The sequence below is a fragment of the Vibrio sp. 99K-1 genome, from assembly GCF_013114585.1.
GTDB lineage: Bacteria > Pseudomonadota > Gammaproteobacteria > Enterobacterales > Vibrionaceae > Vibrio > Vibrio chagasii_B.
Genome location: NZ_VTXF01000001.1, coordinates 313,412 through 335,509 on the forward strand (window position 1 = coordinate 313,412; position 22,098 = coordinate 335,509).

Genomic DNA, 22,098 nt, shown 5'->3' on the forward strand with positions numbered 1-22,098 from the left:
AAGTTGGATGAAATCGTGAACGCACAAACTAAAAAACACCCAGTAAAAACCGCTCTTTTTGCTTCAAAAGCACCACTAGAGTGGGCAATCGTTAATAACGGCACTCTATACACGGCTCAGATTCCAATTGATGAAACGGGCGCAGTAGTAGAAGGCGGTATTGAAGCGCAAACGCGTCAGACTTTTAACAACCTTGTTCATACCTTGGAGTGTGCAGGCGAATCGATGGATTCCGTGCTGCAGGTTCTGATTTACGTGACTGACCGTGAATACCTGAAAACGGTAAACAGCGTATACGGAGAATACTTCAACGCACCTTATCCAAATCGTGCAGCAGTCGTTGTTGCAGGGCTAGCTAGAGAAGAGATGTTGGTTGAGTTCGTGGTTTATGCATCGGCGTCTCAACCTGAATAAATGGACTGTGAACTGAGGCAATTTGCCAATCAAAGCTGTTTGTCTACGCAGATCTTTACTGATACAAGCGAATAGTTTTACGTCTAGATACAAAATTAATACTTATTCTCTATATAAATTAACAATTTATTAATTAATCCGATGGTTGCCAGACTCAACCGCAACCTAACGTTACAAGGACAGAATGATGACTCACTTACAGAATGTTCAAGCAGAAAACGCACTTTACATTGGCGGCGAATGGCAAGCGGGTGTAAGCACCGTAGCGAACATTAACCCATCAGATATTTCTGAAAACATCGGTAACTTTGCACAAGCAAGTGCTGAGCAAGTTCAACAAGCGATTTCAGCGGCGAAACACGCTCAACCAGAGTGGGAAAAAACGCCGATTGAACGCAAGCAAGCGGTGCTTCAAGCGATTGGTGATGAGCTGATTGCCCGTTGTGATGAGCTGGGCACTTTGCTATCTCGTGAAGAGGGTAAGCCTTTTGCTGAAGGTCGCGGTGAGATTTACCGTGCAGGTCAGTTCTTCCAATACTTTGCGGCTGAAGTGCTTCGCCAAATTGGTGACAACGCAGATTCTGTACGCCCGGGTGTTTCTGTTGAAGTGACTCGCGAAGCGGTAGGCGTTATCGGCATTATCTCTCCTTGGAACTTCCCGACAGCAACAGCAGCTTGGAAAATTGCTCCAGCATTGGCTTTCGGTAACAGTGTTATCTGGAAACCAGCAAACCTAACACCAGCAAGTGCGGTTGCGCTTACTGAGATCATCCATCGCCAAGGTATCCCTGCAGGTACGTTTAACCTTGTATTGGGTAGCGGTTCAACGGTAGGTGATGCACTGATTAACTCTAAAGAAGTGAACGGTGTGAGCTTTACCGGTTCTGTTGACACGGGTCGTAAAGTGGCAGCGGCTACCGCACCAAACTTCGTTCGTTGCCAACTGGAAATGGGCAGTAAGAACGCGCTGGTTATCGCTGATGATGCAGATATCCAAACCGCAGTTGAAGCAACTATTGCAGGCTCTTTCTCTGGTGCAGGTCAAAAATGTACAGCGTCTTCTCGTCTTGTTGTTATGGATAGCATCCACGACCAGTACGTTGAAGCACTGATTAAACGTATGAGCGAGCTGAAAGTGGGTCACGCATTAGAGGAAGGCGTTTTCATGGGCCCAGTTGTTGACGGAAACCAGCTTGAAGCAAACCTAGGTTGGGTTGAGAAAGCGCGTCAAAGTGGCGGTGAGCTAGCATTCGGCGGCGAACGCTTGAGCATGCAACACGAAGGTTTCTATATGTCTCCAACGTTGTTCTTGAACACTAAGAACGATTGGGAAGTGAACCAAGAGGAAGTGTTCGCACCAATGGCAAGCGTGATTCGAGTGGCTGACTTGGACGAAGCGATTGCAACAACTAACGATACTCGCTTTGGCCTAACTGGCGGCATCATCACTCAAAGCCTACGTACGAGCGCACTGTTCAAGCAACAAGCTCAAACTGGTTGTGTGATGGTTAACCTACCAACCGCTGGTACCGACTACCACGTACCGTTTGGCGGTCGTAAAGAGTCTAGCTTCGGTCCTCGTGAGCAAGGTCAATACGCAAAAGAGTTCTACACAGTAGTGAAGACGGCTTACCAGCGTCCTTACTAATCTGCTTTCTATATAAGAATTGGCCTGATTCACAGAGTCAGGCCAACATTCAAACCAAAACAGAAAACAAACTTAGATAAGTGATTTAACCCATTTTTGAAAACATGCTACCTGAGCGTGTTTTCAAAACCGAGCTAGAACACTGAGCTTTCAATAGGAGTGGTTATGTACCAGCAACGGATTGTTATAGATGGATTGCAATACTGCAATTGGAACAGAGAATATTTCCAAACACTAAAGGCGAGCGGCATTACAGCAGTTCACGCTACCGCGGTTTACCACGAGACAGCTCGTGAAACCTTATCTCGCTTTGCAGAATGGAACTTAAGATTCGAGCAGAATGCAGACCTTATCATGCCGATTCACTCAATGGCTGATGTTGAGACTGCAAAAGCAACTGGCAAAGTCGGCATTTTCTTAGGCGCTCAGAACTGTTCTCCAATCGATGATGAGATCGGTCTTATCGAAGTGATGCGTAAGCAGGGTCTTTTGATCATGCAACTGACGTACAACAACCAAAGTTTATTGGCGACAGGTTGTTACGAGAAGAACGATACCGGTATTACTCGCTTTGGTAAGCAAGCCATCGAAGAGATGAACCGAGTGGGCATGATCATCGATATGTCTCACAGTGCCGAGCGCTCAACACTTGAAGCGATTGATTTGTCTTCTCGTCCTATTTGTATCAGCCACGCGAATCCGACGTTTGCTCATGATGCACTTCGTAACAAATCAAACGATGTGATTAAAGCGCTCACTGCACGCGGTGGCTTAATCGGATTCAGCTTATACCCATTCCACCTACCAAACGGCAGCCAATGTACCTTGGAAGACTTCTGTCAGATGGTTGCGACCACTGCTGACATGGTTGGCGTCGAACACCTCGGTATTGGTAGTGACCTATGCTTAAACCAGCCTCAAGCTGTCCTTGAATGGATGAGAAATGGTCGTTGGTCTAAAGCGATGGACTACGGCGAAGGCTCTGCGAATAACTCTGGTTGGCCTGATGCGTTGCCTTGGTTCTGTGGTAGTTCGGGTATGGAAAATATTTATAACGGATTGATGCGTCATGGTTTCAGTGAGTCTGAAGCTGGGCAAGTCTTGGGAGAAAACTGGTTTAACTTCTTGAAAGATGGCCTAGAGCCGCAAAGTAAGGGTTAACGGTTTCTCGCGAGCCATCATCGAATTAGCAGCCTTCTAACAAACGTTCAATAAGCAAGTGCTGCTTAAACCAATTTCACTATTCAAAAGGAACAACGGTCTATTTCGCAACGCGGTAACCCAAACATGGATTAGCCTGCCCAACACAAAAAACAATAGGGCAGGTGTTAAATACACCCTTGTAGTCATCATTCAAATGACAGCTGCAAAGAAACCTCTGGAGTCAGAGTATGTCTGATTTAACCAATAGCGTGAAATCTTCAAGCTTAAATGCGGGTCAAGCACACACAGCAAGTAATGCAACAAGCAACACCAACCAGTCTGAATCTACCTCAGACAAATTAGGGTTATCCAACCCGGCACTTTGGTACAGCGGCGGTTTTATCGCTCTGTTCGTGACACTGGCCTTATTTGATGGCGAACTGTTATCAACTCTGGTTAACACGGGCTTTGCGTGGTCGGTAAAAGTATTCGGTCCTTACTGGCAAATGCTACTTCTTCTGACTTTTCTTATTGGTCTTGGCCTGGCGGCAGGGCGAACAGGTAAGGTTATCCTAGGCGGCATCGCTAAACCTGAAATGGATGGTTTCCGTTGGATGGCGATCATCTTCTGTACGCTACTTGCGGGTGGCGGCGTATTTTGGGCTGCAGCGGAGCCGATTGCTCACTACGTTAGCCCACCACCATTGTACGGTGCACAAGAAAACGCACAGCAAGGCGCGGTGAATGCGTTATCACAATCTTTCATGCACTGGGGTTTCCTTGCATGGGCAATCGTCGGCAGCTTAACGTCTATCGTGGTTATGCACCTTCACTACGACAAAGGCTTGCCACTTAAACCGCGTATTTTGCTTTACCCAGTATTAGGCGAACGTGCACTGAAAGGTCACACCGGCGCTTTGATTGATGCATGTTGTATTGTCGCTGTAGCGGCGGGCACCATCGGTCCTATCGGCTTCTTGGGCTTGCAAGTGAGCTATGCACTGAATGCACTGTTTGATATCCCTGATGGCTTCACGACGCAGCTGATCATCATCTTATTCGCTATCGTTCTATACACATTATCGGCATTGAGCGGCCTTAACCGTGGAATGCAAATGCTAAGCCGTTACAACGTGATTCTTGCAATGGCATTGATGGTCTACATCCTGATCTTTGGCCCTACAAACTTTATTTTTAACGGCTACATTCAAGGTGTAGGCAGCATGATCGATAACTTCATCCCGATGGCGACATACCGTGGTGACGAGGGGTGGTTGAGCTGGTGGACAGTATTCTTCTGGGGTTGGTTCCTAGGTTACGGCCCAATGATGGCAATCTTTATTGCACGTATCTCTCGCGGTCGTAGTATTCGCCAACTGGTTTCAACCATCAGCTTAGTTGCACCGTTTGTTACTTGTTTCTGGTTCACGATTGTTGGTGGCTCTGGCCTTGCGTTCGAAATCGCAGATCCAGGCAGCGTAAGTAAAGCGTTTGAAGGCTTTAACTTACCAGGTGCTCTGCTAGCGGTAACTCAGCAATTACCAATGCCGATGCTTATCTCTATCTTGTTCCTGATCTTAACCACGATTTTCATCGTAACGACTGGCGACTCAATGACTTACACCATCAGTGTTGTAATCAGTGGTGAGACAGAGCCGAATGCAATCATCCGTACTTTCTGGGGCGTGATGATGGGCGTAACGGCGTTGATTCTGATTTCTCTAGGCTCTGGTGGTATTTCAGCACTGCAATCTTTCATCGTAATCACAGCGGTCCCGGTGTCCTTAATCTTACTGCCATCGCTTTGGAATGCGCCTCAAATCGCAATCAAGATGGCGAAAGAGCAAGGTTTGTAGAAAAGAGTTTGTAGAAAAGCAGAGTTTGTAGAAGAGCAGGAACTGTAAAGAAACTGTAGAGGTAACGCTCTCTAAAAATTAAAGAGAAACAAGGTATCAGCCTTTGAAATAAGGCTGATACCAGATTCCGAAAGGAAGAGAAAACCCGTACTGGTGAAGATACATCGGACGGCAACTATTTAGGTCAAGAGATCTAGTCAGGACAAATAATAAGGGGCGAGTTCGCTTGCCCCGACAACATCAATAACGATTAAAACGTGAAAGCTAACCAACATACTGTCGCTATAAATGCTTCAAAAGACAGCAACGATCGGTTCTGAATGGCTAGCAAAACCCTTATAACTACAAAGGTGGTGAGCAAAATGGATGCACATCGTTCTACCTACACTGAATCAGCACTACGTGACGCAACGGTCGTCATGGCACCGGAAAGGCTAGGTGCTATGCACCAAACGCGTATCAGCTTCGTAAGAACTTTGATTCGCAAAATGGCGCAACAGCAATGGAAAGTGACTAAGCATGAGTGGCAATTAGACCCTCAAGGGTATGGTCATGCTATCTATAAGCTACAGACGCCAAACCATGTTTATCATTTGGTTGTGTTCTGCGATGAGATTGCAGACGACGAACGAAATGACCGTGTAATTGCTGAAAAGTGGGACGTAACATTTGCTTTGGTTCTTGGCGATGTGGATGTCGCTCTACTTGAGAGACTTCGTGCGAATGTACCGCTACAAGAAGCAGGCCGTAACCCTAACAATGTGCTTGTTCTAGCGCGCGCCAACAAAAGTGTGCGTGTGTTTGAACACATAGTGAGCCACTTGGCTAAAGGGGTTCAACCAACGCCAAAAGAGTTAGCGGAAGTAGGTTATATCCTGAGAACTACTGCGGTTTATGGCAATGGTAAGTTCGGTATTGCTGACTTCAAAATTTTAGAAAAGAACCCAGATTTCAATCAGTCGTTCAGTGCTCAGATGTGTGCGGTATACATGTTGCGTGAATTTAGTCTCGACTGGGTTCATTACCTAGCAGAGCAACAAGGCGGTGAACAAGCGATTACCTTGCACAGAGGCTTACAACGCTATCTAGGTGTGGGTAATGCTACTGGTTTAGGCATGGCGCCATACCTGATTAACCACCCAAGTATTGTCGACCAATGGATGACAACCCGTGAACATGCATTAGCTGACGTGTTGGCTAATCACACGGATACGGCGTTGATCAAGCCACTACGTACATTAGTTAAAAAAGCGATTTGTCATTTAGAACAAGTCGTTACCATCAATGAACATCAGCAGGAGCTGAACAAAGCTGCTGTGGATGAGTTGAAACACGCAGAGCAATCGTTAGAAGTGTCTGTCAGCCAATGTGATACATGGGCGCAGTTAGTTGAACAATCTAAGCACATGAGTATGGAAGCCCAAGAAATCCTTATCTCATGCTTGATGGAATTGTACCCAGAATTAGTGGACGCCCATCAGGAGCAGATGAATTGTAGCGAGACACTGTCACTTCCTAGCGGTAAGAAAATACAAGATCTGTTGGTGATCTTAGAAGAGAAGTACCGCTGGGCAATTACAACGGACTTTACTAAGGCTGAGAACAACTACTGGTTCTGGTATCGCTCTCAAGACAAAGAAGAGCCAAGACTCGGTGTTCGAGGTGAAGAGCTGGGTGAAGAGCGTGAACTGCCGTTAGATATCGGTCGTCAAGCTTATCGTTTGTACCATGCTTTATTGCAGTTTACGCCGGAGCTCTCGCTAGCCGAGTTCTTAGTAAAACAGCCACAGCATCGTGCTATAGCTCGTCGCGTATGGACACTGGGCAACAAAGCGATGGGGGACATTCAAATGAATGTGCTTCATAAAGAGTCGCTGCCGATGCATCTGTTACGTTGCAAACTGGCTATGTTTGGTGCAACTAAGTTTGATCCTCGCTCAGATCGTTGGGTTCGCGTAACCTTCTTCCAAGGCGCACCGCTGCTTGACGAAATTCATCAAGACGAGTGGGTGTTCCCAGTCTTACCGAGTGAAGCGGAGCTTGCTGGCTCACATAACGTTCCTACACATATCAATGCTCAACATGGAGGTAAATCGCTATGATCGTTTCTCACAATGAATTGGTCGCGGCCGTCAACAAAGCCTTTTTAGGGATGCGCCGTACATGTGGTGAAGCCGATGTGATAGCGAACATGGTGGCTGATTTACAAATGGTAGGCTTGGATGGTGTGCGTCATTTTAATAATGCGAGCAACTTTATAGGTCTAGAGGACGACTGCCCAGTTGATATTCAAGTGACAAGTGATAACACGGTTGAAGTCGACCTGCATAAGGCAAGCTTGGCGTGCCATCTTCCTGTGGTGATGGATTACGCGATTGAAAAAATGGTCGGTAAGAAGACGTTGAAAATTGAGCTCAACAACTGTCATAACCGCTGGCTAGCGTACAGCGAGCTTGTGAAACTGGCCGCGAAAGGTATCGCGTGTACTGCACGTTGGGACAACGGCTCTAACCCTAAGAGCACCTTGTATGTGCTTAACCGTGGTTGCGTTGCTCCAGAACTGTTTTTATCAGATTTGCCTCTGACATCGGACGAACATATCCATAATATGACCATCGAACTTTCCGTCCAGGATTTCGATATCGAACGCTTGTCAGATGGCTACCAAACACATGTCACGTCGGAGTCGTTATTTAAGACACAAGAAAACGCGTGGCGTGATGGCATTGAGGTCAACGACGCAGAGTGGGCGACATTAAAAGAAACGGCCACCGCGATTCTGGTTGAAAATAGCCAGCGTTCAATTCAAGGGGCAGGAGAGTTAGTCGCCTCATAGTGGATTGAACTTACCGCAAAAGAAACATCAGATAACACCAAAAGAGCTTAACGTATCCTCACCTCGTTAAGTTCCTTTTATTTTCCTGCTTCTTTATTTACTGATCCCTTGATAAAGCCTCAAAAACGCGCCGTTTTGACACAGGTTGTAACGATACGAACACTCCTTGAGCAATCAAATGAAGCACCTTCACATTCATGCTAAACAAACGGTTTCATTTGCGAGCTACTATGCGTATCTTGCTACCTATGTGTGCCATAGGGCGCTACTTTTATTCGTACCGATGACATTAGAATCAGATAAAAAGGAATGAAGCGTGCAAGCTAAGTTTATAGATGGAACCACCCTGTATCGTCAGCACTATTTTGAACTACCACTCGATTATCAAGCGAAAGATGGACAGCAGATTCAAGTATTCGCTCGTGAAGTTGTCGATCTAGCAAAAGACAGCCAAGAACTCCCGTGGCTTGTCTACTTTCAGGGTGGCCCAGGCTTTCCTTCTCCGCGTGTGAGTGGAGAATCAGGTTGGATGAAACGTGCCTTACAAAACTACCGCGTTCTGCTTCTTGATCAGCGTGGCACTGGCAATAGCACGGTAATCAGCCATGAAACCTTGGCGCATCTTTCTCCAGAGCAACAAGCTGAATATCTTACGCACTTCAGGGCCGACAACATTGTTCGTGATGCTGAAGCGATTCGTGAGCAATTTGGTGTTAAGCAGTGGTCGACGATTGGCCAGAGCTTTGGTGGCTTTTGCACTCTAAGCTACTTATCACTGTTCCCGAAAAGCTTGCAACGCTGCTATGTGACGGGCGGTATTCCGTCTATTGAACGTGAAGCTGACGATGTATACCGTGCGACCTATAAGCGTGTTGAAGATAAAAACAGAGCCTTCTTTGCTCAATTCCCTCAAGCACAAGCCATGTGTCGTGAGATCTCTGATTATCTGCTTAACAATGAAGTGAAGTTACCAAACGGTCAGGTATTTACTGTTGAACAGTTCCAATTGATTGGCATTAACCTAGGTGCTGGCGAAGCAAACCTTCCTATGTACTTCACATTAGAGAGTGCGTTTGTTGAAGCAAATGGTAAAAAGCAGCTGAGCTACAGCTTCCTAAATCAAATGCAACAAGAGCAGGGTTATCTAACCAACCCAATCTATGCCATTTTGCATGAATCGATTTATTGCCAAGGTACAGCATCAAATTGGTCGGCTCATCGAGTTCGCGAGCAGTATCCACACTTTAATTACCAATCGGGAAGTGAGTTCTGGTTTACTGGAGAAATGGTCTACCCATGGATGTTTGACCAATTAGAGACACTGAAGCCACTGCGTGAAGCGGCGAATATCTTAGCTGAGAAGTCGGACTGGGGCACTTTGTACAATGCAGCGCAACTTAGCAAGAATACCGTGCCTATGGCGTGCGCAGTTTATGCCGACGACATGTACGTTGAGCTGGATTACAGCCGTGAAACATTGGCGAACATTCCAAACTCAAAAGCGTGGATCACTAATGAGTATGAGCATAACGGCTTACGAGCAGACGGTGAAAGAATTGTAGACAAGCTGATGACCATGGTTGAAGCATTAGAGAATTTGCCAAAGTAATCAAGCTATCACAGTTAGAAATAAGAGACGTTAAAAATTAGAAACGCTAGAAAAAGAAAACGCTGCATCCGTGCAGCGTTTTTGTTAGGTCATCGAACTATTCGATTTAAGGAACTAGGAGGGGTAGCTCAATAAGCCATTAAGGTTGGATGACGATATCTTGATGTTCTGTTGTGGTTAAGCAGGCGCGATTTTGTTCGATAAGTTGAGCCGCGTAAGATGGAGTCACAGCTTGAATCTCGCCTTTCGAACGAATGGTCAGTGCTTCCCAAGCTTGATCACGATATTTGCCTGTTTGTGTGTATTCAATAAGTACTCTCATGATTCTTCCATCCGCTGTGTGGTTAACGTGCTACTAACATTAGCGCCATTATTGTCGTTACACACCTGTTAAAAATGGAACATAAGATTAACTAAATGAGAATGGCCGCAACTTGAAAATTTCGACAAATTGCACTTATCAGTGTTCGAGCTTATTACTCTAAATAGCTGGTCGTCGGGGGATAGAGAGCGTAGAGAATGGGCTGCGATACGGGAAATTGAAGCATAAAAAAACGCTGCACAAGGCAGCGTTTTTAAGAATTCACTTGGACGACAGATTAGCTGTTTTCTAAACCAACAATTTTACGCGCAGACATTACTGCACTGTCTAAGTCGGTCAACCTACCAGCACTTGCTGGACCAAGAACGGATGAATACAAAGCCAACTGCTTCTCAAATGATAAATCTAGATGGTTATATAGATTTTGGCGGATTTGAGCGTGTTGTTGTGGTTTCGCGCTCGATAGACCTTCCAACGTATCGTAGATGAGTGTAGTTGTATCCATATCAGTCCTTAGTAACTCATTATAAAATTTTGCGTATTATGCACTCGGTGTCATCTTTGTTCTGCGAGATTGATCGCATTATGTGCAAGTCTGCTTAATTGTGTAATCAGTTAGTTATAATTGTGTTGTAGTAGCAAGGGCATTTAAAGCGCAAAAGAAAAGGAGACACTTAGGTCTCCTTTGGTCGTTTGCAATTCACTTTCTAAGTGATAGATCCGCTAGCGGATGTTGATGTTGTTATCTCTGCGGTCATACATGTCAGGTGTGGTATGTAACCCACCCGCGTAACCCGCTGCCTCTAGGGTTTCTCTCACTTCGCGAACATGTTCTGCGGTGACTGGTTCTTCTCTATCACCGAGATGTAATCGGACGAAAGTGATCAGTTCGGCTAGCCTTTGATCAGACAGGACATCTTCAAAGCTAGCCATTGGCATGAAGTTTCTGTCTTTGTCGAGATACGTAGGTTGTAAGCCCCTTACCGTTACCGCAATGGTGTTGAATGGGTCACTGTGCATGATGATGCCGTTATTCAGCAGAGTAGGGGCGATAGGGTCGCGACCTTTACCATCGTCACCATGACACGCACCACAGGTTTGGCGATAAGTCGTGTAGATCTCGGCAGCGTATGACTCTTCATCAAACCCTTTCGGCTGCAACTGTACGGCATCGCTACTAATGGTGTTGTTGGTATCACCGCTCAACAAGTAGTAGGACATCGACTCGATATCTTCACGTGTCATCAAGCTCAGGCTATTTTTCACTACGTCAGCCATACCAGCGAAAGCCGTGCCTTTGTCTGAGTGACCGGTGTGTAGGAAGTCGGTGAGTGTTTTCTCATCCCAGCCGTCGATATAAAGCTCGTTTGCGGTAATATCGGGCGCATTCCAGCCATCAATTAAGTTACCTTGGAAAATGCGCTCAGGTATTAGAGCTTGTGCAATATTTCGTGGTGTGTGGCACTCAGAGCAGTGACCAAGCCCTGCAACCCAATATTTACCTTGCTGCCACTTCTCAACGTTGTCGACTTTGTCTTTGATCTCCTCTGGTACTTGATAATCGACCGGATCGGTATCCATAAACACGATATTCCAGCCAAGCAGACCTAGGCGAATGTTCGATGGAAACATCATGCTGTTGTCGTCATTGCGTCTTGGTACAGCTGTGATGGATTGCATGTACTCCCACAAATCGACCATATCCTGGTCGGTGAGGTACTGATAAGAGGTGTATGGCATAGCAGGGTACAAGTAACCATTTTTACCTTTACCATCGACTAAAGCGGCTCGGAAATCATCAAAGTCATAGGTTCCAATCCCCTCGGTTGTATGAGGGGTGATATTGGTTGAATACACGGTACCGAATGGAGTAACAAACGGCAGGCCACCAGCAAAGGGTTCGCCACCTTCTGCACTGTGACAAGCCACGCAGTCACCGGCATGCGCCAAGTATTCGCCACGTTCAACAGACTGTGAGTCCAAGCTTGCCACCCTTTGTTGTTCTGCTTCGCCCGCATGTCGGATATATGCCCCAAGTGCGAGTATTTCGTTCTCACTGAGCTGACCATCAAACGCTGGCATCAGGTTGTTCAAGCCGTAGTTGATGGTGTGTTGAATCTCTTCAATGCTGCCTCCATGGAGCCAAGTGTCATCGGAAAGATCGGGAACCCCAATCTCTGGGTTGGCAACTGTGCCATCAGCGTGGCAAGACGAACAGTATTGGACAAACAAGCTTTTACCGAGTTCGACTTTAACCTCAGGCACATCGGTATGGCGTTGGTTTAGAGACGCTAGATAGTAAGAAACCTTTGCCACTTCATCTGGGCGCATGATTTCACTCCAACCCGGCATTGCGCCATTTCGCCCCTTGGCAATGGAATGGATCAACGCTTCATCGCTACCGCCATATAGCCATTCTTGGTCGATCAGGTTAGGGAAGTGTTTTTGGCCTTGACCGTTGTCGCGGTGACACGCGGCACAATGGGTCTGGAACAGAATTCTACCGCTGTTTACGATAGCTGGAACAGTTGCGAGGCCTTCTAATGTGGTTTCGCTTGTTTGTGCAAACTGCTCATCTAACGTTGTGCTAGGGGAGCTAAGCTTGTCGTCGCTTTGTTGCCAATCGACTAAGCCTTCCCATTCACCAAGCCCAGGGTAAAGGACCAAATAGCCAGCAGACAGCAAGAAGGCGACAGCATAGCTGATGAACAGCAACTTGGGTGGCGGTGCGTCTTTCTCTTCAATACCATCAAAGGTGCCAATGGTGTGGTCGTGGTCCGCCTTGTGATTGCTACGCCAATATTTAACGACAACCGATACCATTAGAACAAAGAATATTAAGGTTAATATTACCGCCCATAGATTCCAGAATGTATTCATTGTGATACCTCCTGTGACGTATCTTTACCAAGGCTTTGTAGATAACGAATTAGCGCTTCGCCTTTGGTTTTTCCTCTTACTTGCAGTCTGGCATCGCCAATTTCTTGATCGGTATAAGGCACGCCTAACGTACGTAAAACTTCCATCTTGTCGCCGATATCATCCCCCGACAAGGTTTGCTCAAACAGCCACGGATAGGCCGGCATGATTGAGGTTGGGACTACTTTCTGCGGCGAAATAAGATGCAGAACATGCCATTGGTCTGAATATTTTCTTCCTAGGTTTGTGAGATCTGGCCCAGTACGTTTCGAGCCCCATAGATTAGGGAATTCGTAGATATCATCCGCTTCTTGATTGGGGCGTCCGTTACGTTTCACTTCCGGGTCGAGCGGGCGCACCATCTGCGTATGACATACGTGACAGCCTTCGCTGATGTAAATGTCACGTCCTGCTAGTTCTATGGCAGTCAGTGGAACGGCTAAGCTGTTTTTCGCGATATCGTCACTGCGAACAATATTAGGCACAACCCAAACCACTAACGAAAAGGAGGCGACGGCTACGGTGGTCAAAATTAATATGACGACTGAGTGTGTAAAGTCCTTGCTCATCTTAAGCCTCCTTCGTTACGGTGTGTTTCGCTTCTGGTGTGTTAGGCATTCGTACCGTTTTGTACAGGTTCAGTGCCATTAAGAACAAACCAAGCACAAATAGGGCACCGCCAAAGAAGCGTAGGAATAGCCACGGAGCTTTGAAATTCATAGCTTCAACGAAGCTATAGACAAGCTCACCGTTTTCATTTTGAGTGAGCCACATGAAGCCCTCACCAACCCCCGCCACCCAAAGGGCAATAGCGTAGATAGCAACACCAGCGTGTGCCAACCAGAAGTGCCATTTAATAAGCCGTGGTGACCAGAGTTCGGTTTTTCCCCATAAGCGTGGAATGAAGTAGTAGAAGACTGCTATCCCCGACATACCCACCCAACCAAGTGCGCCGGAGTGCACGTGACCGATGATCCATTCGGTATTGTGCGCCACCATGTTGAACCAGCGAATCGCAAGCAGTGGACCTTCGAATGTAGCTAAGCAGTAGTAGAGAATGGCCGAAAAGAAGAATAAAAGAATGTAATCGGACTTAAGTTTCTCTTTGTTTTGTAGAAGCGTCATCGCACTGTTGAATGCGCCCGCCCATGATGGCAGCCAGAGAATCAGTGACATTACAATACCGATGTTTTGAACCCATACCGGAACGGATGAGTAAATCAGGTGGTGTGTACCTGCCCATGTGTAGAAACCAACCAAACCCCAGAAATGAATTACTGATAGTCGGTAAGAGTAGATAGGGCGTTCTGCCGCTTTGGGAATGAAGTAGTAGTTCATTCCAATAACCCCCGCCGTTAACAAGAAGCCTACCGCATTATGGCCCCACCACCATTGGACGATGGCGTCTTGTGCTCCTGCGAAGACCGAATAAGACTTCATGGCAGAAACGGGCATCGCAAGATTGTTTACGATGAAGATCATTGCAATCACAATGATGAACGCAGCGAAGAACCAATTCGCTACGAAAATATGGTCGACTTTTCGTTTAGCAATAGTCCCAAAGAACAACATAGCGTAGAGCACCCACACCAACACGATAAGTAGGTCGATAGGCCATTCTAGCTCTGCGTACTCTTTTGATGTGGTGTAGCCAGCTGGCAGCGATATGAGCGCCAATAGCAAGATAAGCTGCCAACCCCAAAACACCATCCATGACAGGCTTTTGTTGAACAGTTCGCAATGTCCCGTTCTCTGGGCAATGTACAGTGATGTCCCCATCAGGATATTAACGACGAACCCGTAAATCACACCGGACGTATGTAGTGGACGCAGCCGACCAAACTGAAAGTACTGAGAGTCAAAGTTTAGTATCGGCCAATACAATTGCGCGGCGAGAATCACGCCGATAATCATACCTAGAATGGCCCAGATTAAGGAGGCAATAATAAAGTATTTCACGACCTTAATACTGTACTGGGTTGTCACTTGTTCCATAACAAGGCTCCTTGCCTAAAGTTTCAATGGCTGACTTATTTTAATCTGTGGATGATCTTCAATCGCTAGATGTGGTTGAGTCGCTACCGACCATTGAATAGAAATACGAAATATCTCGTATATCTTGATCTGAAAGCGTGTCGGCCTGTTGTTGCATTAGAACCGCCAAACCACTCGTTCTTTCTCTCGTTTGATAATCTTTAAGTGAAGAGATGAGATACCCCATTTTTTGACCTCGAAGATTAGGGTAGGGATCTTGTGTTGAAATGCCGTCAACGCCATGGCAGGTCATGCATACTTTTGCTTTTTGCTTACCTAACTCAAATTGTTCTTGATTAACTTCAGCAGAAACAGGAAACATGACCAGCGTCATTACTAAGGCAGTAAGTGTCGCCTTGGGGTTAAATGCTTTTTTATTAAAACTCATTATCGATTCCCTTGATTATGAAGTGAGTAACCATGTTGAGGTTTATTTACAGTGACAAAGGTGCATAAGCACACCATGAAACGAATAAAATAGACTCTTTAAATGACTGCGTTCGATTAAAGGTTATGCTGTGACGGCACTTCTCGCTACTTTGAAACTCATCTTTCTTGTCAATTTTATTGGTCACTACGTATTCATGCAGGGAATTGGATTACTGGTTGGGAACAAAGTTATTGTTTTCTTGATAAATGGGCTTATCTAAGATCTAACTTGGCGATTATATACAAAGTGATGGTTTTGAAAGAAATAAAGCTGTTGTTAGTAAATCAAATCAATAATCTGAACTAGACTCAATTTAGTGACCATTATCAAATGGAGATTAAAATGAGAACGGCACTTCTTTGTTTCTTTTCGTTATGTTCATTTTCTATTTTTGCCTCGTCAGGTTTGACTTTGTTTGATCACACTGGGAAAAAGTATGAATTGAGTCGAGAGCAGTTGCTACTACTACCTCAAACTGAAATAAAAACTGTCCTTCCATGGAGTGAGGGGGAATCGCTTTACAGTGGTGTGACTCTGCAGGTTATTTTAGAAAGCATAGACTTATCGATGTCATCGCTTGTTACTATTGTGGCTCTAAACGACTACAAAGTGGCGATACCAAAAGAAGATTTTTACGACTACCAGCCGATTATTGCTGTTAAACAAAACGGCGAGTTTATGTCGGTGAGAGAGAAAGGTCCCTACTGGCTAATCTACCCGTTGTCATCGCAGCCTGACATCAACAACCCTGATTACCACGCAAAAATGATTTGGCAGATACGAGATATTCATTTATGAGGAGTACCATGAAGAAGTTCTTGTCACTGGATGCCGTTAAAGTTGTTATTTTGATTTCTGCTGCAGCCATTCTAACTATAAACATCTACAGCGTTACTCGTATTGACGATATAAACAAAAGCTTCTCTAGTCGTCAAAACGAAGCAACGTGGTTTGTTTTTCAGCTTGTAAAAGAATACGCCAACTTTCTTATGATAAGCCGTTCAGATAATCTAAATTACGACGAGTTGTGGTTAGCTTATGATATCACCTGGAGTCGTTTTGATATTCTCCTCAACAGTACGGAATCTTCAAGCTTTATTAAATCTGCGAATTTTAAGCCATATTTTTCAACAGAGTTTGAAAAATTTAAGTCATTAGAAGCTTCCATTAAACTCGTTCAGCAAGGTGCTTTACCCCAAGATTCCTTGCAAAAAAAAGTCGATATTTGTTACACCACCTTGGTTGAGTTTATTAACGAAAAGTTTCGATTACAAAGCCCAGTTATTGAAGAGAATACATCCATTGTAGACAAGTTCGTTATGGTTCATGGTGTTAGCAGCCTAATACTTGCCATAATCTGGTTTATCACGGCTGCCATTTTTTACCTCGACTTTTCACTTAAGCGCAAACTATATTCGACGGATTTCATCACAGGCTTTCGCAACCGCGTATCACTAATGAGATTTGTCAAAAATAGTTACCCGAGAGATAGTCGCTATGACCTTTATTTTGTACGAATTAGAAACCTGAGCGAGATTAATCAAAAATACGGGCTTGAATATGGCGACCTAGTTGTTAGCTCTGCAGCGAAATCCCTGACGACTAAGGTTCCCAAAAGTACCATCTCGTTCCGTAGCAGTGGAAGCCAGTTCCTTTTCTTTATCCCTGAAAACTTATATTCAAGTGATGAGATGCAAGAAACGTTTAACAGCGTGCTTAAAGATTATATTTCAGCGGGTAATTTGGAATTGATGATTGATGCAGTAGTTAGACATAAGGCGAAAATAAGCTCTAAGGATATGATGGAGTTATTGACTACGATGCAAGGCCAATAATGATAACCTAGTTACCCCACACGCTTGGTTAATATTCCCTACCATTCACGCCATAGCCGGGCCTAAAGTAATCCAATTCTCTTCCTAAACCTGAAGGTGCTGCGTACCGGGCCTGACATTTTTGATAATGATAGTCCTTTCATTTAGTTTGCCTTGCGAAGCGCGGCTTAAAGCTAATTATTTATACATAGCTAAATATTGTTATAAAGCTCGGACTTGCTCTAAAGGTGGGACTTGAACTGAAGCTATTCGGCGTTGGAGTTACTGTAAGTAGTGCGGGTTTGATATACGCAAAGGTCACTATGTTTAGCTGTCAGTGAAAATAAGAGCACGACACTAACTCGCCCTTGAATCGTTGATAGACCTCGTGTTTAAGATCGCTTGAGGGTTATGGTCGCGAATGAACTCAATAAACTCTATGTAGGTCAATGGTTGGCTAAAGAAGTAGCCTTGAATTAGGTCACAGTTCGCTTCTTTGAGGTGATAATACTGTTCGATGGACTCAACCCCTTCGGCAACGACTAGAGTGTCACAGGAGTGCCCCAAATTAATCATTGATTCGACCATTTTTCGATCGGCTTTGTCGGGTACGATATGATCAATAAAACTTTTATCTATTTTTAACTCGTCGACCGGGTAGTGGAGGAGTTGATTAAACGCCGTGTAGCCCGTACCAAAATCGTCTAGCGAAACTTTTAAGCCTAAACTTCTGATACTCTCAATCGTTTGAACAGTCAGCTTGGTGCTTTTTACATAGCTGGTCTCGGTTATCTCGATAATAATGTTGCCAGCCGGCACTTGATAACGTTCGAGTACTTTACGGATATTGTCAGCAAAGTTGCGGTTGTAGAGTTCCATTGCCGATATGTTTATCGATAGAGACCCTTTATATTTGTGGATTTCAGAGAGCTCTTGATAGCACCTGATAGCGGTGCTGATAACCCACATATCGAGCTTCGATATAAGGTTGCTTTTTTCAGCTACTGGAATAAATTCTTCAGGACCTGCATCAATATCAAATAGGGCTGGGCAGCGGATCAAGCATTCAGCTCCATCTATTTCAAGTGTTTGAGCATTGAAAATGGGCATAAAGCGAAGTTCAAAGTTGTCACTCTCGCAACACTCTAGCAATCTTTTTTCGACAATGTCGTGTCGTTCGAGTGTATGCAATAATTCTTTGCCATATACAATACGACTTTCACCATCGCTGTGAGCTTTGGCATGGGTTAGCATTTCGTCTATGCATCGGTACCAAATTTCTTCGAATTTTGGAGTATCGATAGGTAAGACGCCTGTTGCGAGCGATAGTCTGAACCCATAGTAATCAAGGAAGGTGGTGCCAGTCAGTGTGTTGTTGATGTTTTCGATTTCTTCGTTGATCGATTGACGTTTTCCTATTTCTAATATGGCAATAAATTGGTTTCCCCCCAGTCTTGCCAATGAATAATCGCTGCAGCTAAAGCCAAAAGAAGATTGCTGGTTATGTATGGTTTCTCTAAGTGTTTTTGCCAAACTTATTAGTACATTATCACCAATTTTTGCTCCGTAGAGATCGTTGATCTTTCGAAAATCAATGATGTCCCAACAAACAAGGTAGCACCCTGGACTCACAGAGCTTTTCAGGCGAACGTCAAGATGTCGAATGAAGGAACGTCGATTCGCCAACTTGGTCAGCTGGTCGAACTCGGCTTCGAATTTTAATTCCGTAAGTGAGTCAATGTAAGCATTCTTCAATCCATCGATCTCACTTTGCCCTGAAGAGCGCTTAAAGTACCTGAGTTTGAGTCCGCCAATGGAAATTTCGTGGAGAAGGTCTTTGAGCGGGCGAACTAATTGATAGCGCACCACCAAGTGCACGATTAACATAATAAAAAACAGTGTGGTAAAGCACCCTAAGAATGTTTGTTGGGCGAGCATGGTTTTTTCTTGGTTGAACTTTTGCTCGCGAATGTTGACTTGAGTGAGAAAGTGACGACTGGTCATTTGGACGTTAATACTGTCTTTAGTTTGCTCGAATGAATTTATCAAAAACTGTGTATTATCAATGTATGCTTCATTCACTGATGGCTCAATCAAAAGCTGCATATTACCGTCATCGTTATACTCGGTAAGTAAGCTTGATAGTTGCTTGAGTGGGCCGTCTGCAATCAATATATATCGATTTGAACTATTATTGGCTCGTTTGTCCTGAGGGACTAAATATGGGTCGATGGCAGCAACGTAGGCGTATCTAAGGCCACCACTCACGGATATGTATGAGAAACCCTTTTGAGTTAGTTCATCTTGATTAACCAATGAGGTATAGATATCGAATACACGTTCGTAGATGTTATCAGGCATCTTTAGATCTTCGAATGGATCAACTCGTAAAGTTGACAGGGTCAATTTAAATTTAGGATCAATGAGATAAATGTGTCGCTGGCCGAATTGATTGACATTACTTTGGTTTAAGACTCGTAGCACTCTTTTTTCTAAAAGAGACAGTGCAGTGTAGTCAGTAGGGTTTTGAATGTAGCGTAAGAATTGAAGTGATGAGCTGATATCTTTTACTAGCAGTGAAAGCCCGAGTTGTTCATATTCGGCCGCTACTAGGGCTGCATTTACATCAGCTCGTACTTCATCTAGGTACATGTGCTTAGCATGGTTAGAGGCGAAATTGTAAGTAATGATTCCCGCTACCGTAAATGCGAACAGTAGTGCGGGTGTTAGGACTAAATACAGTTTCTTTAATAAAGGCATCAACTATCTCAAGCTATCGACTATACGGTTTCGAATTTGAAGGCTACTAGGTTCAAGAGGTTGATATAGAAAGCTGCGTTCTAAAATCTCTTGGCTAGGGAAGAGCTCTGGGTCGTTTTGATACTCTTGTGAGGTAAGGGCTTTTGCCTTCGAATTTGGTGTTGCAAACCATGACTCCATTGCGTTTTGAGCGGCGATATTGGGTTGTGATAAGAATGAGAGAATGGTTGTTGCTTGGGGCGATAATTCCCCATTATTGATCGCCGCAATGCATTCTAACCATAACGTAGTGCCTTCTTGAGGAACAATATAAGCCCAAGATGCATCAGGATCGGCATCATTTAACGCATAACTGTCTCCAGAATACCCGTAGGCGAGGTCTATGTTGGCAAGACGTTCGGGTTGGTGAATGTAGTCGATGACATATTCACTGCTTTCGAGGTGAGGCTTTTGGTTTTGTAGAGCTTTGTAAGCCACTCGAAGTTCTTGTTCGTTGTTGGTAAATGGATCAAATTGATTCGCTAGTAATGCAGTACTCACCAAATCCGTAGGTTCATAATACATGCTGATTCGACCGCTGGTTTTAGTTTCAGGATTTAGAAGGGCGCTCCAAGAGTTGGGAGTCTCAACTTTTCCGTTTCGATATAAGATGCCGGATGTCCCCCAAGCATAAGGGATTCCATATTCGCCACACCCATCCACCCATCTTGATTCAAAGTTACTTGAAAGGGATTGCTGTAAATCGCTTAGGTTGTGGAATAAGTTCTGCTTAGCCAGCGCTTTCAGTTTCATACTTTCAATGACAACTAATTCAAACGCACCTCGGCGCTCACTCAATAACACTTCATCGCGAATTGATTCGTCCGAAAAGTATTGCTGTTTTAATGCAATGCCGTAAGCATCATTCAATTCTTCAACGACGCTCTCGGATAAAAACTCATCCCAGTTATAGAGATAAATTTCATGTTGCTGACCAAATACTAACCCAGGCGAAAAGGATGCGGACACAAGAACTGAAACATAAAATGCCTTCACTGACGGATTCCTTTCTCTTCTTTGTTTAACTAGATCCTAGCGCAAAATTTGAGACCTGCTTCAAATTTACGCCTCTAATTTTACTTAAACATTATGCTGCGCACGCAATTGCCTAGGTTTTACTTGAAGTAAAACCATCAGCATGGTGTTAGTTAGCGCTATCCCAATCGCTAGGTTTGCGATATGGAGCGACGGTGAGAAGCGATAAAACAAAGCGCTGAAAAAGGAGGAGACGCTCCTGAGCAAGCTTAATGGGTCCATTCTTCTAAATCATGTTGTTGTTCGATAACTCATTATTTATCATTGGCTTATTCTATCGGTCACCCCTTGAGAAATTTTGCCTAATGACTTGTGGCACAAGGAGTTTGTGCTTATTGTGGTCGAACGTTGTCATTCATTTCAATCGTCGGAGACATTGTGGATTTAGAAATATATCAAGTCGATTCATTCACTAGCCAAGCTTTTAAAGGCAATCCTGCGGGTGTCTGTATTTGTCAACACGTGTTGGATGAAGCATTAATGCTTTCTATTGCGGATGAGATGGCGGTTCCAGAAACGGCTTTCCTTGCGCTAGAATCTATGACTCTTAAGTGGTTCACGCCGGAAGTAGAAGTTCAGCTGTGCGGGCACGGCACTTTGGCGACGGTTCATGTGATGAAAGAAAAAGGACTAGTAAAAGCCAGTGACAGGATCGTATTTCAGACCTTATCTGGTGATTTAACTGCCACAGTTTGTGACTCGTCCATCGAGTTAGATTTCCCAGGTACTCAATTATCAAGTGTAGAGGTTGATACTAGGCTGTTGGAACATCTAGGTATTGAGAACAGTCAAGTGTTGTCATACATGGAGTTCGACTCTAAAACGTTTATCGAGGTGACCAATGAGCAGGTTGTTTTAGACCTAACCCCCAACTTTGATGCCCTCAAGAAGATGAAGGGTAGAGGTGTTGTGGTGACCGCGCTTTCATCCAATATTGAGCTTGATTTTATCTCCCGCTATTTCGCGCCTTGGGTTGGCACGAATGAAGACCCAGTAACTGGCTCGGCGCACTGTGCTCTCACGCAATACTGGTCTGAGAAACTGAACAAGTATTGTTTTAATGCATACCAAGCTTCTCGTCGTGGAGGCTATATTTCGACAGAACTTCTGGCTAATGGACGCATAAAGTTGATTGGCTCTGCGAAAACCGTGATCAGTGGGCGCTTGAAGGTTTAGATATCACTTAGGAACGAATATCACATAGGCCGCTAAAACGAGTCAGTAATTCAAAAAATAATC

The 22,098-nt window shown here is 44.7% G+C and carries 17 protein-coding genes and 1 pseudogene; 10 read left to right on the top strand and 8 right to left on the bottom strand.

Features of this window, described 5'->3' with window-relative positions; all coding sequences use genetic code 11:
- The first annotated feature begins 15 nt into the window (after positions 1-15).
- The 7 genes and pseudogenes from F0228_RS01410 (at position 16) to F0228_RS01440 (ending at position 9,506) form a co-directional block, all read left to right on the top strand.
- Positions 16-414 carry a RidA family protein gene (locus F0228_RS01410; RefSeq protein WP_004741170.1) on the top strand — a complete coding sequence of 133 codons (399 nt, stop codon included), beginning with the start codon at positions 16-18 and terminating at the stop codon, positions 412-414.
- 187 nt (positions 415-601) lie between these two features.
- Positions 602-2,062 carry an aldehyde dehydrogenase family protein gene (locus F0228_RS01415; RefSeq protein WP_061031078.1) on the top strand — a complete coding sequence of 487 codons (1,461 nt, stop codon included), beginning with the start codon at positions 602-604 and terminating at the stop codon, positions 2,060-2,062.
- Between the two features lie 165 nt (positions 2,063-2,227).
- On the top strand, positions 2,228-3,223 hold the full coding sequence (locus F0228_RS01420; RefSeq protein ID WP_048613377.1) for a membrane dipeptidase: 996 nt from the start codon (positions 2,228-2,230) through the stop codon (positions 3,221-3,223).
- 230 nt (positions 3,224-3,453) lie between these two features.
- On the top strand, positions 3,454-5,061 hold the full coding sequence (locus F0228_RS01425; protein WP_008217070.1) for a BCCT family transporter: 1,608 nt from the start codon (positions 3,454-3,456) through the stop codon (positions 5,059-5,061).
- Between the two features lie 288 nt (positions 5,062-5,349).
- Positions 5,350-7,163, top strand: a pseudogene (locus F0228_RS01430) (hypothetical protein).
- Complete coding sequence (locus F0228_RS01435; RefSeq protein ID WP_116870764.1) at positions 7,160-7,897, top strand: DUF3726 domain-containing protein; 738 nt, start codon at positions 7,160-7,162, stop codon at positions 7,895-7,897. Before F0228_RS01430 ends, F0228_RS01435 begins: the two are co-directional and overlap by 4 nt.
- A 316-nt stretch (positions 7,898-8,213) precedes the next feature.
- A complete protein-coding gene (locus tag F0228_RS01440) occupies positions 8,214-9,506 on the top strand; it encodes an alpha/beta fold hydrolase (RefSeq protein WP_061031075.1) in 1,293 nt (430 codons plus the stop codon).
- 139 nt (positions 9,507-9,645) lie between these two features.
- On the opposite strand, the gene F0228_RS01445 is transcribed toward F0228_RS01440, so the two are convergent.
- From F0228_RS01445 to F0228_RS01470, 6 genes are all read right to left on the bottom strand, one after another.
- Positions 9,646-9,828: a hypothetical protein gene (locus F0228_RS01445; protein ID WP_004741177.1), complete on the bottom strand. Its 183-nt coding sequence runs from the start codon at positions 9,826-9,828 to the stop codon at positions 9,646-9,648.
- 277 nt (positions 9,829-10,105) lie between these two features.
- Positions 10,106-10,333: a PAS factor family protein gene (locus F0228_RS01450; protein WP_061031074.1), complete on the bottom strand. Its 228-nt coding sequence runs from the start codon at positions 10,331-10,333 to the stop codon at positions 10,106-10,108.
- A gap of 218 nt (positions 10,334-10,551) precedes the next feature.
- A complete protein-coding gene (locus F0228_RS01455; protein ID WP_171761742.1) occupies positions 10,552-12,708 on the bottom strand; it encodes a cytochrome c in 2,157 nt (718 codons plus the stop codon).
- The gene (locus tag F0228_RS01460; protein ID WP_171761743.1) at positions 12,705-13,316 is read right to left on the bottom strand and encodes a cbb3-type cytochrome c oxidase subunit II; all 612 of its coding nucleotides are present in this window, start codon (positions 13,314-13,316) and stop codon (positions 12,705-12,707) included. The genes F0228_RS01455 and F0228_RS01460 overlap by 4 nt, the downstream gene beginning before the upstream one ends.
- Position 13,317: 1 nt before the next feature.
- Complete coding sequence (gene ccoN / locus F0228_RS01465; RefSeq protein ID WP_171761744.1) at positions 13,318-14,742, bottom strand: cytochrome-c oxidase, cbb3-type subunit I; 1,425 nt, start codon at positions 14,740-14,742, stop codon at positions 13,318-13,320.
- A 58-nt stretch (positions 14,743-14,800) separates the two neighbouring features.
- Positions 14,801-15,169, bottom strand: coding sequence for a cytochrome c (locus F0228_RS01470; RefSeq protein ID WP_171761745.1), 369 nt, complete (start codon positions 15,167-15,169; stop codon positions 14,801-14,803).
- Positions 15,170-15,541: 372 nt separating this feature from the next.
- Between F0228_RS01470 and F0228_RS01475 the strand changes: the two genes are divergently transcribed.
- Entirely contained in the window at positions 15,542-16,009 is a 468-nt protein-coding gene (locus F0228_RS01475) for a hypothetical protein (protein WP_171761746.1), read from the top strand.
- An 8-nt stretch (positions 16,010-16,017) separates the two neighbouring features.
- Positions 16,018-17,046: a diguanylate cyclase gene (locus F0228_RS01480; protein WP_171761747.1), complete on the top strand. Its 1,029-nt coding sequence runs from the start codon at positions 16,018-16,020 to the stop codon at positions 17,044-17,046.
- A gap of 336 nt (positions 17,047-17,382) precedes the next feature.
- Here the strand turns inward: F0228_RS01480 and F0228_RS01485 are convergent, their stop codons facing one another.
- Both F0228_RS01485 and F0228_RS01490 read right to left on the bottom strand, forming a co-directional pair.
- Positions 17,383-19,785, bottom strand: a complete 2,403-nt coding sequence (locus F0228_RS01485; RefSeq protein ID WP_171761748.1) for a bifunctional diguanylate cyclase/phosphodiesterase — start codon at positions 19,783-19,785, stop codon at positions 17,383-17,385.
- A 3-nt stretch (positions 19,786-19,788) separates the two neighbouring features.
- Positions 19,789-20,820 (bottom strand): extracellular solute-binding protein, encoded by a 1,032-nt coding sequence (locus F0228_RS01490; protein WP_171761749.1) that lies wholly within the window; start codon positions 20,818-20,820, stop codon positions 19,789-19,791.
- 417 nt (positions 20,821-21,237) lie between these two features.
- On the opposite strand from F0228_RS01490, the gene F0228_RS01495 reads away from it, so the two are divergent.
- Entirely contained in the window at positions 21,238-22,035 is a 798-nt protein-coding gene (locus F0228_RS01495) for a PhzF family phenazine biosynthesis isomerase (protein WP_171761750.1), read from the top strand.
- The last annotated feature ends 63 nt before the right edge of the window (positions 22,036-22,098 follow it).